General features: G+C 66.7%; 14 protein-coding genes and 1 other RNA gene. 5 read left to right on the forward strand and 10 right to left on the reverse strand.

Annotated elements, in window-relative coordinates; all coding sequences use genetic code 11:
• Positions 1–3: 3 nt before the first annotated feature.
• The 3 genes from EYF70_RS19990 to ubiD all read right to left on the reverse strand — a co-directional run bounded on the left by EYF70_RS19990 (position 4) and on the right by ubiD (position 4,132).
• A complete protein-coding gene (locus tag EYF70_RS19990; protein ID WP_131146983.1) occupies positions 4–2,304 on the reverse strand; it encodes a DNA polymerase III subunit gamma/tau in 2,301 nt (766 codons plus the stop codon).
• Between the two features lie 198 nt (positions 2,305–2,502).
• Positions 2,503–2,601: signal recognition particle sRNA small type (gene ffs / locus EYF70_RS19995), an RNA gene on the reverse strand.
• Between the two features lie 46 nt (positions 2,602–2,647).
• Positions 2,648–4,132, reverse strand: a complete 1,485-nt coding sequence (gene ubiD, locus EYF70_RS20000) for a 4-hydroxy-3-polyprenylbenzoate decarboxylase (RefSeq protein WP_131146984.1) — start codon at positions 4,130–4,132, stop codon at positions 2,648–2,650.
• 539 nt (positions 4,133–4,671) lie between these two features.
• Between ubiD and EYF70_RS20005 the strand changes: the two genes are divergently transcribed.
• The gene (locus EYF70_RS20005) at positions 4,672–5,610 is read left to right on the forward strand and encodes a lytic transglycosylase domain-containing protein (protein WP_131146985.1); all 939 of its coding nucleotides are present in this window, start codon (positions 4,672–4,674) and stop codon (positions 5,608–5,610) included.
• Between the two features lie 431 nt (positions 5,611–6,041).
• Here the strand turns inward: EYF70_RS20005 and nusB are convergent, their stop codons facing one another.
• The 3 genes from nusB to ribBA are packed head-to-tail and all read right to left on the reverse strand — an operon-like array spanning position 6,042 to position 8,170.
• The gene (gene nusB / locus EYF70_RS20010; protein ID WP_131146986.1) at positions 6,042–6,512 is read right to left on the reverse strand and encodes a transcription antitermination factor NusB; all 471 of its coding nucleotides are present in this window, start codon (positions 6,510–6,512) and stop codon (positions 6,042–6,044) included.
• A 29-nt stretch (positions 6,513–6,541) separates the two neighbouring features.
• The gene (gene ribH, locus EYF70_RS20015) at positions 6,542–7,030 is read right to left on the reverse strand and encodes a 6,7-dimethyl-8-ribityllumazine synthase (RefSeq protein WP_131146987.1); all 489 of its coding nucleotides are present in this window, start codon (positions 7,028–7,030) and stop codon (positions 6,542–6,544) included.
• A gap of 30 nt (positions 7,031–7,060) precedes the next feature.
• Positions 7,061–8,170, reverse strand: a complete 1,110-nt coding sequence (gene ribBA, locus EYF70_RS20020; RefSeq protein WP_131146988.1) for a bifunctional 3,4-dihydroxy-2-butanone-4-phosphate synthase/GTP cyclohydrolase II — start codon at positions 8,168–8,170, stop codon at positions 7,061–7,063.
• Between the two features lie 298 nt (positions 8,171–8,468).
• Between ribBA and EYF70_RS20025 the strand changes: the two genes are divergently transcribed.
• From EYF70_RS20025 to EYF70_RS20035, 3 genes are all read left to right on the forward strand, one after another.
• On the forward strand, positions 8,469–12,053 hold the full coding sequence (locus EYF70_RS20025) for an EAL domain-containing protein (protein WP_131146989.1): 3,585 nt from the start codon (positions 8,469–8,471) through the stop codon (positions 12,051–12,053).
• Between the two features lie 128 nt (positions 12,054–12,181).
• Positions 12,182–13,060, forward strand: coding sequence for an SMP-30/gluconolactonase/LRE family protein (locus EYF70_RS20030; RefSeq protein ID WP_131146990.1), 879 nt, complete (start codon positions 12,182–12,184; stop codon positions 13,058–13,060).
• A 109-nt stretch (positions 13,061–13,169) separates the two neighbouring features.
• Complete coding sequence (locus EYF70_RS20035; RefSeq protein ID WP_131146991.1) at positions 13,170–13,592, forward strand: OsmC family protein; 423 nt, start codon at positions 13,170–13,172, stop codon at positions 13,590–13,592.
• A 193-nt stretch (positions 13,593–13,785) separates the two neighbouring features.
• Here the strand turns inward: EYF70_RS20035 and EYF70_RS20040 are convergent, their stop codons facing one another.
• Positions 13,786–15,528, reverse strand: coding sequence for a cation:proton antiporter domain-containing protein (locus EYF70_RS20040; RefSeq protein WP_131146992.1), 1,743 nt, complete (start codon positions 15,526–15,528; stop codon positions 13,786–13,788).
• Between the two features lie 84 nt (positions 15,529–15,612).
• On the opposite strand from EYF70_RS20040, the gene EYF70_RS20045 reads away from it, so the two are divergent.
• On the forward strand, positions 15,613–17,361 hold the full coding sequence (locus tag EYF70_RS20045) for a DUF885 domain-containing protein (protein ID WP_131146993.1): 1,749 nt from the start codon (positions 15,613–15,615) through the stop codon (positions 17,359–17,361).
• Here EYF70_RS20045 and EYF70_RS20050 read toward each other — a convergent pair.
• Genes EYF70_RS20050 through ribD form a run of 3 tightly spaced genes read right to left on the reverse strand, consistent with a single transcriptional unit; the run spans position 17,336 to position 20,067 of the window.
• Positions 17,336–18,310, reverse strand: coding sequence for a hypothetical protein (locus tag EYF70_RS20050; protein WP_131146994.1), 975 nt, complete (start codon positions 18,308–18,310; stop codon positions 17,336–17,338). The genes EYF70_RS20045 and EYF70_RS20050 overlap by 26 nt on opposite strands.
• A 7-nt stretch (positions 18,311–18,317) precedes the next feature.
• The gene (locus EYF70_RS20055; RefSeq protein ID WP_131146995.1) at positions 18,318–18,944 is read right to left on the reverse strand and encodes a riboflavin synthase; all 627 of its coding nucleotides are present in this window, start codon (positions 18,942–18,944) and stop codon (positions 18,318–18,320) included.
• Positions 18,945–18,972: 28 nt separating this feature from the next.
• Positions 18,973–20,067, reverse strand: coding sequence for a bifunctional diaminohydroxyphosphoribosylaminopyrimidine deaminase/5-amino-6-(5-phosphoribosylamino)uracil reductase RibD (gene ribD / locus EYF70_RS20060; protein WP_131149217.1), 1,095 nt, complete (start codon positions 20,065–20,067; stop codon positions 18,973–18,975).
• Between the last annotated feature and the right edge of the window lie 68 nt (positions 20,068–20,135).

Raw genomic sequence — 20,135 nt, forward strand, 5'->3', positions numbered from 1 at the left:
GCTTCAGTGAGCCGGTGTGATGGGGGCCACGATCGAGCCGGGCACGACGAAGGCGCCGAACTCGCGCACCATCGCCTGCACGAACGCGTCGTTGTGCACCATGTCTTCGGCCTGGCGCTGGCATGCTTCGCGGTGCGCCTGCTGCTCGGCGGCGGTGGTGTACCACACCGGGCCCAGTTCCGTTTCCACCCGCGCGGGGCGGTTGAAGCGCTCGGCCAGCGCCGCCGTCAGCTTCTCCACGTTCGGCGGCGTGCGCCAGGTGTCGATCGGGCAGCGCAGGCGGAATACGACGGCATTGCCGTCGATCGTGCATTGGATGAGTTCGGCCTGCGTGGCCAGTTGCTGCGCCACGCCCCGCAGCGGCAGGTGCGCCGCCAGCAGCGGCCAGTTGCCGTCCCATTCCAGTTCGGGGACCGGCGTGATCACGTAGGCATAGGGCGCCTGGGCGGGGGCCGGCTGCCGCGCCGCTGCCACTGGCGCCGCTGGCGCGGGTGCTTCGGCGCGATGCTGGGCAGGCGCTTCGGCGCGGACATCGGCACGCTGCTGTGCCGGGGCTTCGGCCCGGCTCGGCGCGCGCTGCGACGGCGCGGCCACCGCGCTGTCATCCGAGAATTCGGTGACCCATGGCGGCAGGTCGTCCTCTTCCGGCGGCGCCGGGCGGGCCTGCACGGCGGGCGGCGCTTCGAGCACCGCGGCATCGCCCTGCGGCCGCGCCTCTTCCCACGGCAATGGCTTGGCCGGCGCGGCAGCCTGCGGTGCCGGCGCCTGCATCGCAGGCGCCTGTTGCGCCGGCTCTTCCGGAGCGGTCGGGCGCATCGGCGGACGGGCGCCGGTGCGTGCCATCGTCGCCGCGCGGGCCGCCTCCAGCGCCGCGTTGATAGCGGCGCGTGCCGGGCTCACGGGGCCGGATGGGCGGGTTGCCGCGGCGGGTGCTGCCGGTGCCGGAGCGGGCGGCGGCGTGAAGACGGCGGCGCGTGGTGCCGCGGCAGGTTGTGGCGCAACGGAGGGCTGCGGCGCGGCGGCATGGCTGGCAGCGGTCGGGCTGGCCGCGGGTCCGGCGGCGCGTGGCGCCTGCGTGGCGGCCGATGCCACTGCCGGTGCCGCCGCGGCGGCGGCCGCGCGGGCCGGCGAACTGCCCGGCGCCGGGCGCGACATCACCGGCGTGTTGGCCGGGGCGCCGCCAGGTGCGGCTTCGGCGCCACCGACGCCGGGGCGAAAGGCCAGCATGCGCAGCAGCGTCATCGAGAAACCGGCATATTCGTCCGGCGCCAGGCCCAGCTCGTTGCGGCCATGGACGGCGATCTGGTAATACAGCTGCACCTCTTCCGCATCGAACTCGGCGGCAAGGCGGATGATGTCCGCGTATTCCGGCAAGTCCTCCGGCACGGCCGCCGGCACCGTCTGCGCCAGCGCGATGCGGTGCAGCAGCGTGCCAAGGTCTTGCAGCGCGCCGTTGTACGACAGGCTGCGGCTGGCCATCTCGTCGGCGACCGCCATCAGGTCGGCACCATCTCGGCTGGCCAGCGCGTCGAGCAGGCGCACCAGGTACGACTGGTCCAGCGCGCCCAGCATGCCCTGCACCGCTTCCAGCGTGACGGCGCCAGCGGCGTAGGCGATCGCCTGGTCGGTCAGCGACAGCGCATCGCGCATCGAGCCATGCGCGCCCTGCGCCAGCAGGCGCAGGGCCGGCTGTTCGAACGACACGCCTTCCTGGCCAAGAATGTTTTCCAGGTGGCCGACGATGTGCCCGGGCGGCATCTGCTTCAGGTTGAACTGCAGGCAGCGCGACAGGACGGTGACGGGGATCTTTTGCGGATCGGTGGTCGCCAGGATGAACTTCACGTGCTCGGGCGGTTCTTCCAGCGTTTTCAGCATGGCATTGAACGCGTGGTTGGTCAGCATGTGCACCTCGTCGATCATGTAGACCTTGAAGCGTGCATTGCTGGGCGCGTAGACGGCCTGCTCGAGCAGCTGCGCCATCTCGTCCACGCCGCGGTTCGACGCGGCATCCATCTCTATATAGTCGACGAAGCGCCCGCCATCGATGGCGCGGCATGCCTCGCAGGCGCCGCATGGCGTGGCGGTGATGCCGCCATTGCCGTCCGGCCCGGTGCAGTTCAGCGATTTCGCCAGGATGCGGGACAGCGTGGTCTTGCCGACGCCGCGCGTGCCGGTGAACAGGTAGGCATGGTGCAGCCGGCCCGTGCCCAGCGCATGCGTCAGCGCACGCACGACGTGCTCCTGGCCGACGAGCGTTTCAAAGTTGCGGGGACGGTACTTGCGAGCGAGGACTTGATAGGACATGCCGGGATTTTACCGCAGACCAGGGCCGGTGAGGCCAACAATAGCCCGCGCGCCATGGCCGGTGGAACGGTACTGTAGTGAACGATACTGTAGTGAACGGTACTGTAGTGATACGGGGGATAAGGATGCGGACGAAAAAACCGGAGAAATAAAGGCAGGCGTAAAAAAAGCTGCCGGGGCAGCTTTTTCCAATGATCGGGAGGCGAGCCTGATCTGCGGCACTTGCGGTGAACGGCTTTGGCTGCTTCGTTCCCGACCTGACCAGGTAAACCATGCCGCAATGCGCAGGGGCCCGCCAGACCTCATTATAGCGGGTCTGGCGCAAAACAGGAAATTACCCGCATTACAGGCCCAGCTGCTGCCAGATCTCGTCCACCTTGCGCTTCACCTCGGGCGTCATCTGGATCGTGGTGCCCCACTCGCGGGTGGTTTCGCCGGGCCACTTGTTGGTGGCGTCGATGCCCATCTTGCTGCCCAGGCCGCTGACCGGCGAAGCGAAGTCGAGGTAGTCGATCGGCGTATGGTCGACCAGCGTGGTGTCGCGCGTCGGGTCGACGCGGGTCGTGATCGCCCAGATCACCTCTTTCCAGTCGCGGATGTCGACATCCTCGTCGACCACCACGATGAACTTGGTATACATGAACTGCCGCAGGAAACTCCACACGCCGAACATCACCCGCTTGGCATGGCCCGCGTACTGCTTGCGGATCTGCACCACGGCCATCCGGTAGCTGCAGCCTTCCGGCGGCAAGTAGAAGTCGGTGATCTCGCTGAACTGCTTTTGCAGCAGCGGCACGAACACTTCGTTCAGGGCCAGGCCCAGCACCGCCGGTTCGTCCGGCGGCTTGCCTGTATACGTGGAGTGATAGATCGGGTCACGGCGCATCGTGATGCGGTCGATCGTGAAGACGGGGAACCAGTCCTGCTCATTGTAGTAGCCGGTATGGTCGCCATACGGCCCTTCCAGCGCATGTTCATAGCCGGACGGGTGGTTTTCGTCCGGATAGATATGCCCTTCCAGCACGATCTCGGCCGAGGCCGGCACGCGCAACTCGCTGCCGATCGCCTTGACCAGTTCCGTGCGGCTGCCGCGCAGCAATCCCGCGAACTGGTATTCGGACAGCGTATCGGGCACCGGCGTGACCGCGCCGAGGATCGTGGCCGGATCGGCGCCCAGCGCCACGGCCACCGGGTAAGGCTGGCCGGGGTGCCGGATGCAGTGTTCGCGGAAGTCCAGCGCGCCGCCCCGGTGCGCCAGCCAGCGCATGATCACCTTGTTGCGGCCCAGCACCTGCTGGCGGTAGATGCCCAGGTTCTGGCGTTTCTTGTTCGGCCCCTTGGTAATCACCAGGCCCCACGTGATCAGCGGCGCCACGTCGCCCGGCCAGCAATGCTGGATCGGCAGCCGCCCGAGGTCGACGTCGTTGCCTTCCCAGACGATTTCCTGGCAAGGCGCGCTGCGCTGTTCCTTCGGCGCCATGTCCCACACGGCCTTCACCAGTGAGCCCATGTCCATGATGTCCTTGAACCCCTTGGGCGGTTCCGGCTCCTTCAGGCGCGCCAGCACGTGCCCGATGCGGCGCAGTTCCTGCATGTTCTCGGCGCCCATGCCCAGCGCCACGCGGCGCGTGGTACCGAACAGGTTGCCCAATACGGGCATGGTGAAATCTGTAGGATTTTGAAACAGCAGAGCAGGTCCGCCAGCCCGCAAGGTGCGGTCGCAGACCTCGGTCATCTCCAAATGTGGCGAAACTGGCAAGGAAATTGACTTTAATTCACCAATTTTTTGCAACTGGGCAATAAAATCCCGCAGATCTGAATATTTCATACAAATTTTACGTTTTTTTCTCGTTCGACGGCCGGCTGCAAGTCATCCGGACAAGTGGTTGATTCTATTAGCATTTGCCTACCCTTGCTCGACAATACTAGATCCAAAAGTTATAAAGAACGCCAGCGTTAGTATTGACGTGATATAAAACGGCTTCTACAATTCGACCTACTTGAAGAGGACATGGCAAAAATGCCAACTACGTGTCGCTCATTCATTCACGGAGTCGGGGCTCCACATGACATTTTAAGGAGTGTTTTTCTCGAGGCGTCTGCCTCAACGGTTTCACCGGCATGTTTCGACCACAGAGTTCGAACCCGGAGTTGAAACCTGCCCCCCGAAAAAAGTTGTATTGCGACTGGTGACCGACCACATCCGCTCGGATCCCAGCTCAGGCAAGCAATGAAGACGTTCCGGCTCGCGCGCCTCCACGGCGGCGACGGACGATAACACATCTGATGCACGGCAATTGCACAGCAACGGTGTCGCGCGACCACGCGCGGCGGGGGCATGCTTTTACGGACATTGCAGGGAGTTCTATGATCAATCGTTTCACTGGGCTGGCTACCGCCGGCCGCTCGCTGGTCTCCGGACCGGCCGCGCGCTTCGGCGCGCAGCGCATCACCCTGCGCAGCGTCTTCACGACTGCGCAACACGCCTTCACGATTTTCGGCGTGACCGCCATCGTCATCCTGGCCGTACTGTGGGCTCGCCCCGACCTGGCGCACATGCTGACGAAATCGCTGGCTCCACAGGAGTCCGCCATGCCCGCACCGGTAGCAGCCGCCAGCACGGTGACCGCGCCGCCGCTGCACGAACTGATGGAAGCACCAGCCATCACCGCCGCCGCGGACAGCGGCAAGCCGCTCAGCGCCGACGATGAAAAGGCGCTGATGGGCACCCGCAAGCAACAGCAGTGGGTGACGGACTGGCTGTCCAAGCGCTACCGCGTGGCCAACGACGCGGCCAACATGCTGGTCTCGACCGCCTACATGACGGCCCGTGAAATCAAGATCGACCCGCTGCTGATCCTGGCCGTGATGGCGATCGAATCCGGCCTGAACCCGTTTGCCGAAAGCCCGATGGGCGCGCAAGGGCTGATGCAGGTGATGTCGAAGGTCCACCACGACAAGTTCCAGGAAATGGGCGGCGTACAGGCCGCGTTGAATCCGGTGGCGAACATCCGCGTCGGCTCGCTGATCCTGAAGGATTACGTGAAGCGCGGCGGTTCCGTCGAGGCTGGCCTGAAGTACTACGTCGGCGCCGCCGCCTTTGAAACGGACGATGGCTACGGCTCGCGCGTGCTGGCCGAATGGAAGCGCCTGAAGCAGGTTTCCGCCGGCAAGAAAGTGCCGACCTTCACGCGGCCTCCCGCCCCTGCCCCCGCCCCGGTCACCGTGACCGCGAGCCGGGAAGCACAGCCTGTCGAGTCGGCTTCCACGGAGAAGACCGAAGCGGAGCAACTGGCCGGCCTGTAAGCCGCCCGGTTCGTCGAATCCAAGCCACCTTGCGGTGGCTTTTTTATTGCCTGGACATTGGCCACAGGCGCCGGATCATGCGGAGTTGTTGCCGAGAACCGATGTCTGCCCGGAATACGGTTAAGTTAAGCCGCCCTCAGTGCAAATTCCTGGGTCAAACCCTGATGCCGCTTAGATAAGCCCACCCCAAGTGCAAATTCGGGGGTCAGACCCGGCGGGTCTGACCCCAGCCCTTCGCTGTTGGGGTGAATGCATGCGCTTCCAACGTATCGGGTAACGCTTGACTTAGCGGCATTAGGGTCAGACCCGGCGGGTCTGACCCCGGCCCTTAGCCGTTGGGGTGAATGCATGCGCTTTCGAATGGGCTCCGTCCCCATTTTCCAGGCAACAAAAAAGCCACCCGCAGGTGGCTTGAGTGCGAAGACGGTGGATCAGCGCTTCTTGTCCGCCGCCACTTCGTCGGCGCGCAGTTTCGGCGCCAGTTTGTCGAGCACGCCGTTGACGTACTTGTGGCCGTCGATGCCGCCGAAGGACTTGGTCAGTTCGACCGCTTCGTTGATGACGACGCGGTACGGAATTTCCGGGTGATTCTTCAGCTCGAACGCGCCCAGCAGCAGCACCGCGTGTTCGATCGGCGACAGTTCGCCGATGCCCCGGTCGACCAGCGGTGCGAAGCCTTCGCGCAGCTCGACCGATTGCTCGATCGCGCCATACAGCAGCGCCGCAAAGAAATCGCCGTCGGCCTTGTCGAAGCCGTGGGCGCCGCGGATGTTGTTGACGACCGTCTTCGCCGGCTCATTGTTCAGCAGCCATTGATACAGACCCTGCAGCGCGAACTCGCGCGCGCGGTGACGCGGCGTGCGGTTCTTGCTGGGGTTGGCGTGCACAGCTTTATCGTTCATGGTTCTTCCTTTGTATTTCTCGTTGCAGCTTATTCGTCGTCCGCGACGTCCGGCTGCAGCTCTTCCAGCGCGATCGCCAGGTTCGCCATCTCGACGGCCACGCGCGCCGCATCGGCACCCTTGGTGGCCATGCGCACTTCGGCCTGCTCGTCATTCTCGGTGGTCAGCACGGCGTTAGCGATCGGAATGCTGAAATCCAGGCCGATGCGGGTAATGCCGGCGCCGGATTCGTTGGACACCAGCTCGAAGTGGTAGGTTTCGCCACGGATCACGGCGCCCAGCGCCACCAGCGCATCGAACTGGCCGGATTCGGCCATCTTCTGCAGCACCAGCGGGATTTCCAGGGCGCCCGGCACGGTCACGTGCAGCACGTCTTCATCCGCCACGCCCAGGTGCTTCAGTTCGGCGAGGCACGCCGACAGCAGGCCGTGGCACACGTCTTCATTGAAGCGGGCCTGGACGATGCCGATGCGCAGGCCTTCGCCGTTCAGATTAGTTTCGTAGGTTCCTACGGTCATGATGGGCCTCTTATATAGTGTGGGGAAGAATCAAGCTTCGGGTTTGGCCAGGTAGCCGGTCACTTCCAGGTCGAAGCCCGTCATCGACGGCATCTTGCGCGGGCTCGCCAGCAGTTTCATGCGGCGCACGCCGATCGCGCGCAGGATCTGGGCGCCGATGCCGTAGGTGCGCAAATCCATGCTGGCGGCGCGGCCCTGCGGTTTGGCATCCTTGTTCAGCGCGGCCAGCTGGCCGAACAGCTGCTCGGCCGTCTCGCCGCAATTCAGCAGCACCATCACGCCCTGCTTCGCGCCCTTGATGGCCTTCAGCGAAGCGGACACGTTCCACGAGTGGGTGGTCGCGTCGGTTTCCAGCAAGTCCAGGATCGACACCGGCTGGTGCACGCGCACCAGCGCCTCATCGTCGGCCGAGATGTCGCCATGCACCAGCGCCAGGTGGGCACTGCCGCTCGGCGTGTCGCGGAACGCGATCATGCGGAAATCGCCGTGCGCCGTACGCAGTTCGCGTTCGGCCACCCGCTCGACCATGCATTCCTTGGCGCTGCGGTAATGGATCAGGTCGGCGATGGTGCCGATCTTGAGGCCGTGCTCCTTGCCGAATTCCAGCAGGTCCGGCAGGCGCGCCATCGTGCCGTCGTCCTTGACGATCTCGCAGATCACCGAGGCCGGGGTCAGGCCGGCCATCGCGGTCAGGTCGCAACCCGCCTCGGTGTGGCCAGCACGCATCAGCACGCCACCCTTGACGGCGCGCAGCGGGAAGATGTGGCCCGGCTGCACGAGGTCGGAGGGCTGCGCGCCCTTGGCGACGGCCACCTGGATGGTGCGCGCACGGTCGGCCGCCGAGATCCCGGTGGTCACGCCTTCGGCGGCTTCGATCGACACAGTGAAATTGGTGCCGAACGAAGTGCCGTTACGGGTGGCCATCAGCGGCAGTTCCAGGCGGTCGACGATTTCTTCGGCCAGCGTCAGGCAAACCAGCCCGCGCGCATAGCGGATCATGAAGTTGATGGCTTCCGGCGTGACGAAATCCGCCGCCAGCACCAGGTCGCCCTCGTTCTCGCGGTCTTCTTCATCGACCAGGATCACCATGCGGCCGGCGCGCAGCTCGGCGACGATTTCTTCGGTGCTGGAGATAGTCATGTAATAAATCCTTGGCGTGTTTCGCAACCCGCTATTTTAATGGATTTGGCGCACTTTCACCCGACTATCCAGTGGGCCGGAGAATGAACCGCATTCCATTGGAACAATCTGTCATGCTTATCTGAAAACCAACAAAACCATTTGCAACCTCGGCGGTACTGGCTATGATCGGCCGGCACACCGTGCGGCACAGGGTGCATTTCCCGCCGCTCGGGCTACCGAAGACAACAGTCGTGCGCCCGCCGCGGGAATGGCGGAGTAGCATGAAATTACAGGATCGACTTGTCGAAAAGGTATCATGTCCACCATTCTGATCGTCGATGACCGCCCTACCAACCGCGACTACCTGCTGACACTGCTCGGTTTTACTCCGCATAACGTGCTCGAAGCTGCCGACGGCGCCCAGGCGCTGGACCTGTGCCACCGCCACCGCCCGGACCTGGTCATCACCGACATCCTGATGCCCACGATGGATGGCTACGAGTTCGTGCAGCGCCTGCGCGCCACGCCGGAACTGGCCGCCACGCCGGTCATCTTTTTCTCCGCCACGTACTCGCTGCCCGAAATGCGGGCGATGGGCGCGGCATGCGGGGTGCGCACGGTGCTGCCGAAACCCGCCGAGCCGCAAGCGATCCTGGATGCCATGAACCTGGAACTGGGGCTGGATGAAGCGTACTCCAAGTCGACCGGCGAAGTCGCCCGCGCCGCCACGCCGGCCGCCGCGGGGTTCTTCCATTCGCCACCGGCCACGGCTTTCTTCGATTCTCCGCCGGCCCCGGCGCCCTCCGATGCCGCGCCCGCCGCCGGATCGAGCGGCGCCACGCCAGGCGCCCCGGCACCGCCCGACAACACCGTGCAGCGGATGGCGGCGCTGCACGAACTGTCGCTGCGCCTGAATGGCGAACGCGACGCCGGTGCGATGGCGCGCCGCTTCTGCACGGCCGCCAGCACGATCCTGCATGCCGACATCGTGGTCCTGTGCCTGCTCGATGCGCATGAAAGCGGCGTGCAGCACGTGGAGGCCGTCGGCATCGACGTGGGCCTGGTGCGGCCGGTGCTGGTCGAGCGCGGCGCGTTCCCCGGCTCGATGATGGACCAGCACGAGGGGCTGCGCCGCTGCCGGGCCGATGGCGACATGCCGGCGCTGCCGGGTGGCCATCCGGAAGTGGCCAACCTGCTGGGCCTTGCCGTGCGCGACCAGTTCCACCTGTACGGCTGGCTGTATGCGGCGAACCGCCGCGGCGCGCCCTGCTTCGACGATACCGACGAACAGTTCATCCGCATGCTGGCCGCGCAGCTGGCGGTCGCCTACGAGAACATGAACCTGTACGAGGTGGTGCAGCGCCACGCGGCGCAGCTGCAGATGGAAGCATCGGCGCGGCGCAGCGCCGATGCGGCGCTGCGCACCAGCGAAGCACGCTACCGGGCCATGACGCAGTCGGCGCCGGATGCGATCATCGGTTCCGACCAGGATGAGCGCATCCTGCACTTCAACCGCGCCGCCGAGGCGATGTTCGGCTACAAGGAACAGGAAATGCTGGGCCAGCCGATCACGCTGCTGATCGCCGAATGCTCGCTGGCCGAGCACCGCGAGCGCGTGCAGCGCTACCGCAAGCACGGCGAGCGCCTGTACAGCAACCGCATCGTCGAACTGACGCTCAAGCGCAAGGGTGGCGAAGAGTTCACCGGCGAGCTGGCGCTGTCGGCGGTCAGCGTAAACGGCGAAGCGATCTTCACCAGCATCCTGCGCGACATCACCGCGCGCCGCGCGCTGGAGGAACGCCTGCGGTTGTCGGCCCAGGCATTCGACAGTGCGCAGGACAGCATCATGATGATGAAGGCCGACGCCACCATCATCGCCGTCAATCCCGCCTTCGAGCAGGCCACCGGTTACAGCGAGCGCGAGGTGCTCGGCCAGCATCCGCGGCTGCTGGACTCGGGCCGGCACGACAGCGCGTTCTACCGCGCCATCTGGCACAGCCTGGAAACCCAGGGCCAGTGGTCCGGCGAAATCTGGAACCGCCGCAAGAACGGCCAGGTCTATCCGGAACGCGTGCGCATGAACGCGGTGCGCAACCAGCGTGAAGAGATCGTGGCGTATGTGTCCGTTGCCAGCGACATCAGCGCGCTGAAGGAAGCACACACGCAGCTCGACTTCGTCAGCAACCACGACCCGCTGACGCTGCTGCCGAACCGGAACCTGCTGAACGACCGGCTGCAGCTGGCATTGACGGCGGCGCAGCATGGCGGCAACGAGGTGGCGCTGCTGCTGTTCGATATCGACCGGCTGCAGCGCGTGAACGACGCGCTCGGCCACGCCACCGGCGACGCGCTGCTGCAGGAAATCGCCCGCCGCGTGGCCGCCATCGTGCCGCCCGGCGATACGCTGGCGCACCTGGGGGCGGACGAATTCGCGCTCGTGCTGACCCGCTTCCAGGCCGTGGACGACATCATCGTCACCGTGCGCAAGCTGATGGAACAGGTGGCCGAACCGGTGCGGCTGGCGGACCAGGACCTGTATGTGACAGCCTCGGTGGGCATCAGCATCTATCCGCGCGACGGCGTCACGCCCGGGGCGCTGCTGACGGGCGCGGACGTGGCGCTGTCCCACGTGAAGGAAGCAGGCCGCAACAACTTCCACTTCTACACGGGCGAAATGAACGCGCACGCGCTGCGCTGGATGTCGCTCGAGGTGCACCTGCGCCATGCCGTCGAGCGCAACGAGCTGCGCCTGTATTTCCAGCCGCAGGTGTCGCTGGCGGACGGCCGGGTCACCGGGGTCGAGGCGCTGCTGCGCTGGCAAAGCGCGGAACTGGGCATGATCCCGCCCGGCGACTTCATCCCGCTGGCCGAGGACAGCGGCCTGATCCTCGACATCGGCACCTGGGTGATCGAGGAAGCCTGCCGGCAGATGAAGGCATGGCATGCGAAGGGATTGCCGGCGATGACGGTGGCCGTCAACGTGTCGGCCCGCCAGTTCGCCACGGGCACGGTGCCCGCCGTGGTCAGCAAGGCATTGCGGGACAACGGCGTGGCGCCCCGCTGGCTGGAAGTGGAGCTGACGGAAAGCGTGATGATGCACGACAGCGAGCACACGCAGATGCAGCTGAACGAGCTGTCGGCGATGGGCGTGTCGATCTCGCTCGACGATTTCGGCACCGGTTACTCGTCGCTCGGCTACCTGTCGCGCTTCCGGCTCGACAAGCTGAAGATCGACCAGACCTTCGTGAAGAACATCACGACCGATCCGCGCAGCGCCGCCATCGCGCGCGCCACCACGGCGCTGGCGCATGGCCTGAACCTGGTGGTGGTGGCCGAAGGGGTCGAGACGGAAGGCCAGCTGGCATTCCTGCGCGACATGGGCTGCGACAAGATCCAGGGCTACCTGTTCAGCCGCCCGCTGCCGGTGGACGAGCTGTCCGTGCTGCTGCTCGAACAACGGATGCTGGCGACCGTGGCGCTGCCGCCGCCGGCTGCCCGCACGCTGCTGCTGGTCGACGACGAACCTGGCGTGCTGCATGCGCTGGAGCGGGCATTCCGGCGCGAAGGCTACCGGGTGCTGCTGGCCAGCAGCGGGCGCCAGGCGCTGGAGCTGTTGGCCAGCAACGACGTGCAGGTGGTGCTGTCGGACCAGCGCATGCCGCACATGGACGGCACGGAACTCCTGGCGCGGGTGCGCGAGCTGCATCCGCATACGGTGCGGATGATCCTGTCGGGCTATGCGGACGTGGCCAGCATCCAGCAGGCCATCGACCGGGGCGCGATCCACAAGTTCCTCGGCAAGCCCTGGGACGACACCGAGCTGCGCGCGGCGGTGCGCGAAGCGTTCGACCTGGCGCAGGCGCGACACCCCGTGGTACCGGTGGGCACGGCCGACCGATAACCCGCGCAAGCGCTGCGATCACAATTTCGCGCAGGCCCGCGCGGCCGGCCCACGCACCCGGCGTTTTCGGGTAAATTCCGGTGGATGAGCGCTCCCCGTTCAGCTTTCATTCAACTTACCGGACTACCATGACACCGCAAAACCTGTGGCCGCTGGGCGCCGAACTGGGCGAAGGCCCGGTCTGGATTCCCGAACAGAACCGCCTGTATTTCGTCAACCTGGTCGGCAACACGCTGCACGCGCTCGATGCCGACGGCACGCGCCACGCCTGGCCGCTGCCGGACTACGTGTGCTGGCTGATTCCCCGCAAGGATGGCGACGGCTACATGGCCGGCCTGCGCGACGGCATCGTGCGGCTCTGGCTCGATTCCGCATCGGCCACCCCGCGCTTCGAGTACCTGCACCGCCTGCCCGGCGCCGATACCGGCATCCGCCTGAACGACGCGAAGGCCGACGCGGCGGGCCGCATCTGGGCCGGCTCGATGAACGCACGCGACGTGAGCCGCGCGGACGGCAAGCTGTTCCGGCTCGACCCGGATGGCAGCCTGCACGTCGCGCTGCCCGAGTACCACATCTGCAACGGCCCCACGTTCAGCCTGGACGGCCGCACCATGTACCACAACGACAGCTTCCTGAACCGCACCTACGCCTACGCGGTGAACGCCGACGGCAGCCTGGGCGCGCCGGCGCTGTGGCGCCAGTTCGGCGAAGGCGAAGGCTCGCCCGATGGCACGACGGTGGACAGCGAGGATTGCGTGTGGATCGCCCAGTGGGGCGGCGCTCGCGTGTGCCGCTACAGCCCCTCGGGCGAACTGCTGGCAACCATCCCCATGCCGGTCAACCAGCCATCGTCCGTGGCGTTCGGCGGCGCGGACCTGAAGACGCTGTACATCACCAGCGCCTGGCAGGGCTTCGATGCGGCCGCGCGGGACGCCGATCCGCAGGCGGGTGCGCTGTTCTCCGTGCAGCTCGACGTGGCCGGCGTGCCGGTGGCCCGCTTCGGCTGAAAGCCGGTTGAAACCCGGCCGGCGCCTCTACCACAAGCAAGACGTCGCGCCGGGCCGGCCGGCATAAGATACGGGGGCTATACCAACCAACCCTGTGGAGGAGATCGCGATGAAGACGAACGGTTCGGCTGTCTGGTCCGGCGGTATCAAGGATGGCAAGGGCGCCATCAGCAGCCAGAGCGGCGCATTGAAGGAGTACCCGTACGGCTTTGCCAGCCGTTTCGAAGGCAAGCCGGGTACCAATCCCGAGGAACTGATCGGCGCGGCCCATGCCGGCTGCTTCACGATGGCGCTGTCGCTGATCCTCGGCGAAGCGGGCCTGACGGCCGAGAAGATGGACACCCGGGCCGACGTCACGCTGGAAAAACAGGACGACGGCTTCGCCATCACCGCCGTGCACCTGACCTTGCAGGCGAAGATCCCCGGTGCCGACGAGGCGAAATTCCAGGAACTGGCGGCCAAGGCAAAGGCCGGCTGCCCCGTGTCGAAATTGCTGAAGGCGGACATCACGCTGGAAGCCACGCTGCTGTAAGGCGGTGCGCGGCGAGCGCCCTGTCACTTGCTGCTGCTTAGATAAGCCCACCCCAAGTGCAAATTCCGGGGTCAGACCCGGCGGGTCTGACCCCTGCCCTTCGCTGTTGGGGTGAATGCATGCGCTTTCAAAGTGCCGGCAGCGCCTGACTTGACGGCATTGGAGCCTGTCACCGTTTCTCACGCAGCAGCCTTCACTCCCCCGCCCGTGGCGCCCCGCCATCCTCCGGCGCCAGCCTGGCCAGCCGTTCCGAACGCTCCACGCCGATGTGGAAGCTGGCGGCGCCCTCGGGCATGCCGGCAGCGCCAAGGGCGAAATGGGCCAGCTGCAGGCCCGACTCCACCGTTTCCGAAATCACTCCGCTGGCGCCGGCATCCTTCAGCAGGCGGGCGTGCTTTTCATCGCGCGCACGGGCGAAGATCGGGATCGACGGATACTGCCGGCGCAGCGCGTGCGTTGCCTGCAAGGCCGCCTTCGGGTCGTCCATGGTCAGTACCACGCCGGCGGACCGGCCGACACCGAGCCGCGCCATCATGTCCGGCATCGACGCGTCGCCCGAGAACACGTTCGATGCGCCATCCCTGCCGGCCGCCGCGAGCTGGTGGTCGCGTTCCACCGCCACGCAGGCGATGCCCTGCCGCGCCAGCACGTCCGCCACCAGCCGCCCCACCCTGCCGTAGCCGCCGATGATGACGTGGCCGGCGCGGTGCGCATGCTCCGCCGGATCGGGCACGGCACCACCGGCGTTCGCCGCGCCGCGCCCGATGCGCGCGCCCAGCGCGGCGGCACCGGGCGCGACGAGCATGCTGGCGGTCACCAGCACCAGCATGAACTGGCCGGTCGGGCCGGCCAGCAGCCCGGCACCGACCGCATAGCCGAGGATGATGAAGGCGAACTCGCCGCCCTGCCCCATCAGCAGGCCGGCCTGCGCGGCCTGGCGCCAGCCGAGCCGGCGCAGCACCAGCGCCACCACGCCCCCCTTCACGCACACCAGGCCGATCACCGACAGCGGCAGCAGCAGCGGATACTGCGCCACCGTGCGCAAGTCCAGTTCCATGCCCACCGCCATGAAGAACATGCCCATCAACAGGCCGCGGAACGGTTCGACGATGATCTCGACTTCGTACTGGAATTCCGTATCGGCCAGCAGCAGCCCGGCCAGCAGCGCGCCCAGCGCCATCGACAGCCCGGCCGCCGCGGTGGCCGCCGCCACGCCCAGCGTCAGCAGCAGGATCAGCGCCACGAACACTTCGGGCTGGCGCTGCACGGCGAATGCGGTGAACAGCGGGCGCGCCAGGCGGCGCCCCGCCACGTAGACCAGCGCAATGGTGGCGGCGGCCTTGGCCACCGCAAGCAGCAGGGTCCACCACAATGCCCCGCCGGTGCTGCCGGCCAGGCCCTCGACGAGGATCAGCACCGGCACCACGGCCAGGTCCTGCAGCATCAGGATGCCGAAACAGGCCTGCCCCAGCGGCGTGGCCAGCGTACCGGCGCGGCCCAGCAGCTGCATGACGACGGCGGTGGACGACATCGCCAGCGTGATGCCGATCGTCAGCGCCGGCGCGGCGGGGTTGCCGAAGGCGAAGGCGATCGCGCCGATCGCCACCGCCGTCAGCACCAGCTGCAGCACGCCGCTGCCGAACACGTCGCGCCGCAGCGCCCAGATGCGCGCCGGCGACAGTTCCAGGCCGATCATGAACATCAGGAACAGGATGCCCAGCTCGCCGAACATCTTGACGCCCTCGACGTCGTGGAAGGTGATGTCGGCCAGCCACGGCAGGCCGGCGGCCCAGGTGCCCAGGCCATGGGGGCCGAAGCACAGCCCCACCAGCAGGAAGCCCGGCATCTGGCTGATGCGCAGGCGCTGCAGCAGGGGCACGGCCAGCCCGGCCAGCAGCAGGAACAGCAGGGCTTCGCGAAGGTCGGAGATCGTCATGCCTGAAGTTTACGTCAACCGGGCCGCGCCACGGCATACAATCGGGCCTTCGCCCATCCGGGTCCTCACCAGAAAGGAAGCTTCATGCCAAGCACCGGCCGCCTTGCCACCCTGACCGCCCTGCTCCTGTGCAGCGCGCTTGCCACCGCCGCTCCCGCCTGGGTCGCGAAGAGCGACGCCCTTGCGCAACCCGTGCTGCAGGATGCCGGCAGGTACCTGCCCGAGAACGCGTCGTCGCTGGGCAGCGAGGAATTCGATGCCGATGTCGCCGATTTCAAGCCGCGCAACTACGAACGCGAGCTGGCGGATGCGCAAAAACGCCTAGCATCGCTGCGCCAGCTGCGCACCGCCGAAACGGACCCGAAGGTGCGCCAGGACCTCGACATCCTGATCGACTCGCGCACCAAGAAGATCGCCACGATGAAGCTGGAGCGCCAGTACCTGCTGACCCACGTGAACGTGGCGGAGCTGATGTACGGTGGCCTGCAGGCGCTGCTCGACCCGCGCAACAAGCCGGAGCGGCAGAAGGCCGCGCTGGTGCGCCTGAAACGCTATGCCGGCAGTGAACAGGGCTACACCCCGCTGGCCACGCTGGCGCGCCAGCGTGGCGAGGAACAACTGGCGCGCAAGGGGCTGATCGGCCCGTACGTGGCCGAGATCGAGGATGGCCTGAACAACAATCCCACTTACCTCGACGGCATCGCCGAACTGTTCAAGGCCGCGAAACTGACTGGCTGGGAGGCCGATTTCGCCACGCTGAAACAGCAGGTGAAAGCCTATGACGACTGGACCCGCGCCAGCGTCCTGCCCCGCGCCCGCAAGGAGGTAAGGCTGCCGGCGGCGCTGTACGCGGACCGCCTCGTCAACGTGGGCGTGGATATCGCGCCGGAACAGATGATCGAGCGCGCCAGCTTCGATTTCCAGGAATTGCGCGACCAGATGCAGGTGGTCGCCGCCACCGTCGCCGCGCAGCGCAAGCTGCCGTCGGCCGACTACCGAGACGTGATCCGGGAATTGAAGAAGACCTCGATCCCGGCCGACCAGCTGCTGCCCTATTACCGCAAGCGCGTGCAGGAAATCGAGGAAATCATCCGCAAGCACGATATCGTGGCATTGCCCGAGCGGGCGCCGAACATCCGCACCGCCACCAATGCCGAGGCGGCCGCCACGCCGGCGCCGTTCATGAGCCCTCCCCGCCTGATCGGCAACACCGGCGAATACGGCGAGTTCGTGATTCCGCTGTCGAACCCGAAATCGAAGGGCAAGATGGACGACTTCGATTACGAGGCGATGGCGTGGACGCTGTCGGCGCACGAGGCGCGCCCCGGCCACGAACTGCAGTTCGCCTCGATGGTGGAACAGGGCATGTCGATCGCGCGCGCCAACTTCGCCTTCAACAGCACCAACGTGGAAGGCTGGGGCCTGTATTCGGAAGCGCTGATGCTGCCCCACATGCCCCCGGAAAGCCAGCTGGTGTCGCTGCAGATGCGGCTGCTGCGGATGGCGCGGGCGATGCTCGATCCGGCGGTCAACCTGGGCCGCATGACGCCGGAACAGGCCAAGGCCTTCCTGATGCGTGAAGTGGTGCTGTCCGAACCGTTCGCACAGTCGGAGGTGGACCGCTACTCGTACCGCTCGCCGGGCCAGGCCACCTCGTACTACTACGGCTACGTGAAGCTGCGCGCGCTGCGCACGCTGGCCGAGATCGAACTGGGCGACAAGTTCCGGCAAAAGGAATTCAACGACTTCGTCATCGCCCAGGGCATCCTGCCGCCGGACCTGCTGAAGGCGGCGGTGATGCAGGACTTCATCGCTCCGCGGAAGACGCGCTGACCGGCACCTGCACGGCCTTCGGCTGCGGCGCGCGGCCGCCGTGGCGGATGCCGGCGGCTTCCAGTTCCGCCAGCATCGCCGGCGCGTAGGCCGCGTTCAGCGCGGCCGCGGGATACTGGTACAGGCCGCCGTGCTCGGGCGCCAGCGGCGCCGCCCTGGCCAGCACGGCTTCGGCGGCGGTCCACAGCCGCTGCACATGGGCCATCATCTTCTTGCGGGCGACGAGCCGCTTCCAGGCATCCGGATCGGCGGCGCGCAATGCCTTCAGGTAGGCGGCCGTGTAGAGCATGAAGTCGGCCATGCCGCCGATATTGCCGTTGATCGAATTAGCCCGCGCCGCCATGGCGCGGTACACGGGCGTGTCGGCAAGGGCCACCTCGAACTCGGCGCCGGCCACGTGGGCATTGAGTTCATCGATGAGGGGGAAGAAATCGCCCCGGTTGACGTTGCGGTTGCCGAAGTAGACGGCATAGCGGCCATTCGGCTGGGCCTTGATGTCGGCCGGGATTTCACTGTCCGCCAGCACGAAGCCGGGCGCCTGGCCGCGCACGTAGTCGGTCACGTGGATCTCGCCGCGGAAATGGAAGACGGCGCGATTGCCGTGGCAGGCGGACAGCGCGAAGTCGAGCATGTGGTTCGCTTCGTGGAATGCCGTCAGCAGCGCCTGCAGGTCCATCGAGGCGGCATTGCGGATCCACCACATCACCTGCGGCTGGGCCGCGTTGAACAGCGGCCGCACCGAGGCGTATTCGGGCGCCGCCAGCAGGGCCGCCATGGCCGCCGTGTCGTTGCCCGGTGCCTGGGCGGGATCGTCCTTGCAGACTTCGCGGCCGGGCATCTTCTGCGGGCCGGCCGGCTCGAACACGACCGGCATGTGGCCGGTCGCCATGCCGACCTGCGCCGTGCCGGCGCAGCATGCAGCGAACAGCAGGCCGGCCAGCGTCTTCATCGGCCGGTCAGCCCTGTACGTCTTTACCGACCGACAGCATGCGCTCGACATACCGGGCGATCAGGTCGATCTCCAGGTTCACCTTGCCGTCCACCTTCAGGTGCTTCAGCGTGGTGACCTGGATCGTGTGCGGGATCAGGTTGATCGAGAAGCGGCAGCCGCCGGCGACATCCTCCACCCGGTTGACGGTCAGCGATACCCCGTTGACGACGATCGAGCCCTTGAACGCCAGGTACTTGCCCAGCGCGGCCGGGGCTTCGACGACCAGTTCCCACGATTCGCCGACCGGTTCGAACTTGCGCACGATGCCCAGGCCATCGACGTGGCCGGACACCAGGTGGCCGCCCAGGCGTTCATGCAGGGTCAGCGCCTTTTCCAGGTTGACCTCGCCCACGCTGTCCAGGCCCGCGGTGCAGTTCAGGCTTTCGCGCGACACGTCGACGGCGAAGCTGTCCGCGGTTTTCTCCACCACGGTCATGCAGGCGCCGTTGATGGCGATCGAGTCGCCCAGCGCCACGTCGGCCAGCGGCAGGCCGCCGGCATCGATCACGAGGCGCACGCCGGCGTCATGGCCGCCGGGCAGCGGGGTTACGGATGCAATGTTGCCGACAGCGGCGACGATTCCAGTAAACATGGGTGCTCTTCTCTTTCCAATGAGTGTTCTAGTGTGGCTTGCCGGGGCTGCCGGCCTTGTCGACGAAGCGGGCCAGGATGCGCAGGTCGTCGCCCACCATCTTCGCCTCGTGGAATTTCAACGGGTATTTCCCGGCCAGGTCGGCCAGCGCCGGCAACGCGAACATGCCCTGCGCATCGCCCAGCAGCGTAGGCGCCAGGTACAGCAGCAGTTCGTCGACGCAGCCTTCGCGCACCAGCGAGCCATTCAGTTTGGTGCCCGCCTCGACATGCAGCTCGTTGACCTGCCGCCGGGCCAGCTCGCGCATCAGCTCGGGCAAGTCGACCTTGCCGTCGGCATTCGGCAGCGTGAGGATTTCCGCCCCCGTGTCGCGCAACCGTGCTTCGCGTTCGTGGTCGGTCACGGCCGAGACGATCCACGTGCCGCCGCCCTGCAGGACGCGGGCGCCGGGGTCGATGTCGAGCCGGCTGTCGACCACGATGCGGCGCGGCTGGCGCGGCGTCGAGACGGCCCGCACGTTCAGTTGCGGATCGTCCGCCTTCACGGTGCCGATACCGGTGAGGATCGCGCAGGCGCGGGCGCGCCAGGCATGGCCATCGTCGCGCGCGGCCGGGCCGGTGATCCACTGGCTGGCGCCGTTGTGCAGCGCCGTCATGCCGTCCAGGCTGGCCGCGCTTTTCATGCGCACCCATGGCAGCTGCCGCGTCATGCGAGAGAAAAAGCCGATGTTCAGTTCGCGGGCCTCATCCGCCAGCAGGCCGGACGATACCGCGATGCCGGCCTGGGCCAGCCGCGCCATGCCCTGCCCGGCCACCAGGGGATTCGGATCCTCCATCGCCGCCACCACGCGGCCCAGGCCGGACCGCACCAGCGCGTCGCAGCACGGCGGCGTGCGGCCGTAATGGCTGCACGGTTCCAGCGTCACGTAGGCGGTGGCGCCGCGCACGTCGAAACCGCGGCGCTGCGCATCCTTGAGTGCCTGGATTTCCGCGTGGTCCTGCCCGGCCGGCTGGGTGACGCCGGCGCCGATGACGAGGCCATCCTTCACGATGACGCAGCCGATGTGCGGATTCGGCGAGGTGGTGTACAGGCCCCGCTCCGCCCATTGCAGCGCAAGGCGCATGCCGGCCAGATCATCGGTGATGCGCTGGCCGGCCGGATCGTCCACGGCGGGGGCCGCGTTGTGAGCGT

Source organism: Pseudoduganella albidiflava, from assembly GCF_004322755.1.
Lineage (GTDB): Bacteria > Pseudomonadota > Gammaproteobacteria > Burkholderiales > Burkholderiaceae_D > Rugamonas > Rugamonas albidiflava.

Coding starts and splice junctions, on each gene's coding strand:
- EYF70_RS19990 (WP_131146983.1), bottom strand. CDS start 2,304: ATGTCCTATCAAGTCCTCGCTCGCAAGTACCGTCCCCGCAACTTTGAA.
- ubiD (WP_131146984.1), bottom strand. CDS start 4,132: ATGAAATATTCAGATCTGCGGGATTTTATTGCCCAGTTGCAAAAAATT.
- EYF70_RS20005 (WP_131146985.1), top strand. CDS start 4,672: ATGATCAATCGTTTCACTGGGCTGGCTACCGCCGGCCGCTCGCTGGTC.
- nusB (WP_131146986.1), bottom strand. CDS start 6,512: ATGAACGATAAAGCTGTGCACGCCAACCCCAGCAAGAACCGCACGCCG.
- ribH (WP_131146987.1), bottom strand. CDS start 7,030: ATGACCGTAGGAACCTACGAAACTAATCTGAACGGCGAAGGCCTGCGC.
- ribBA (WP_131146988.1), bottom strand. CDS start 8,170: ATGACTATCTCCAGCACCGAAGAAATCGTCGCCGAGCTGCGCGCCGGC.
- EYF70_RS20025 (WP_131146989.1), top strand. CDS start 8,469: ATGTCCACCATTCTGATCGTCGATGACCGCCCTACCAACCGCGACTAC.
- EYF70_RS20030 (WP_131146990.1), top strand. CDS start 12,182: ATGACACCGCAAAACCTGTGGCCGCTGGGCGCCGAACTGGGCGAAGGC.
- EYF70_RS20035 (WP_131146991.1), top strand. CDS start 13,170: ATGAAGACGAACGGTTCGGCTGTCTGGTCCGGCGGTATCAAGGATGGC.
- EYF70_RS20040 (WP_131146992.1), bottom strand. CDS start 15,528: ATGACGATCTCCGACCTTCGCGAAGCCCTGCTGTTCCTGCTGCTGGCC.
- EYF70_RS20045 (WP_131146993.1), top strand. CDS start 15,613: ATGCCAAGCACCGGCCGCCTTGCCACCCTGACCGCCCTGCTCCTGTGC.
- EYF70_RS20050 (WP_131146994.1), bottom strand. CDS start 18,310: ATGAAGACGCTGGCCGGCCTGCTGTTCGCTGCATGCTGCGCCGGCACG.
- EYF70_RS20055 (WP_131146995.1), bottom strand. CDS start 18,944: ATGTTTACTGGAATCGTCGCCGCTGTCGGCAACATTGCATCCGTAACC.
- ribD (WP_131149217.1), bottom strand. CDS start 20,067: ATGCGCCTTGCGCTGCAATGGGCGGAGCGGGGCCTGTACACCACCTCG.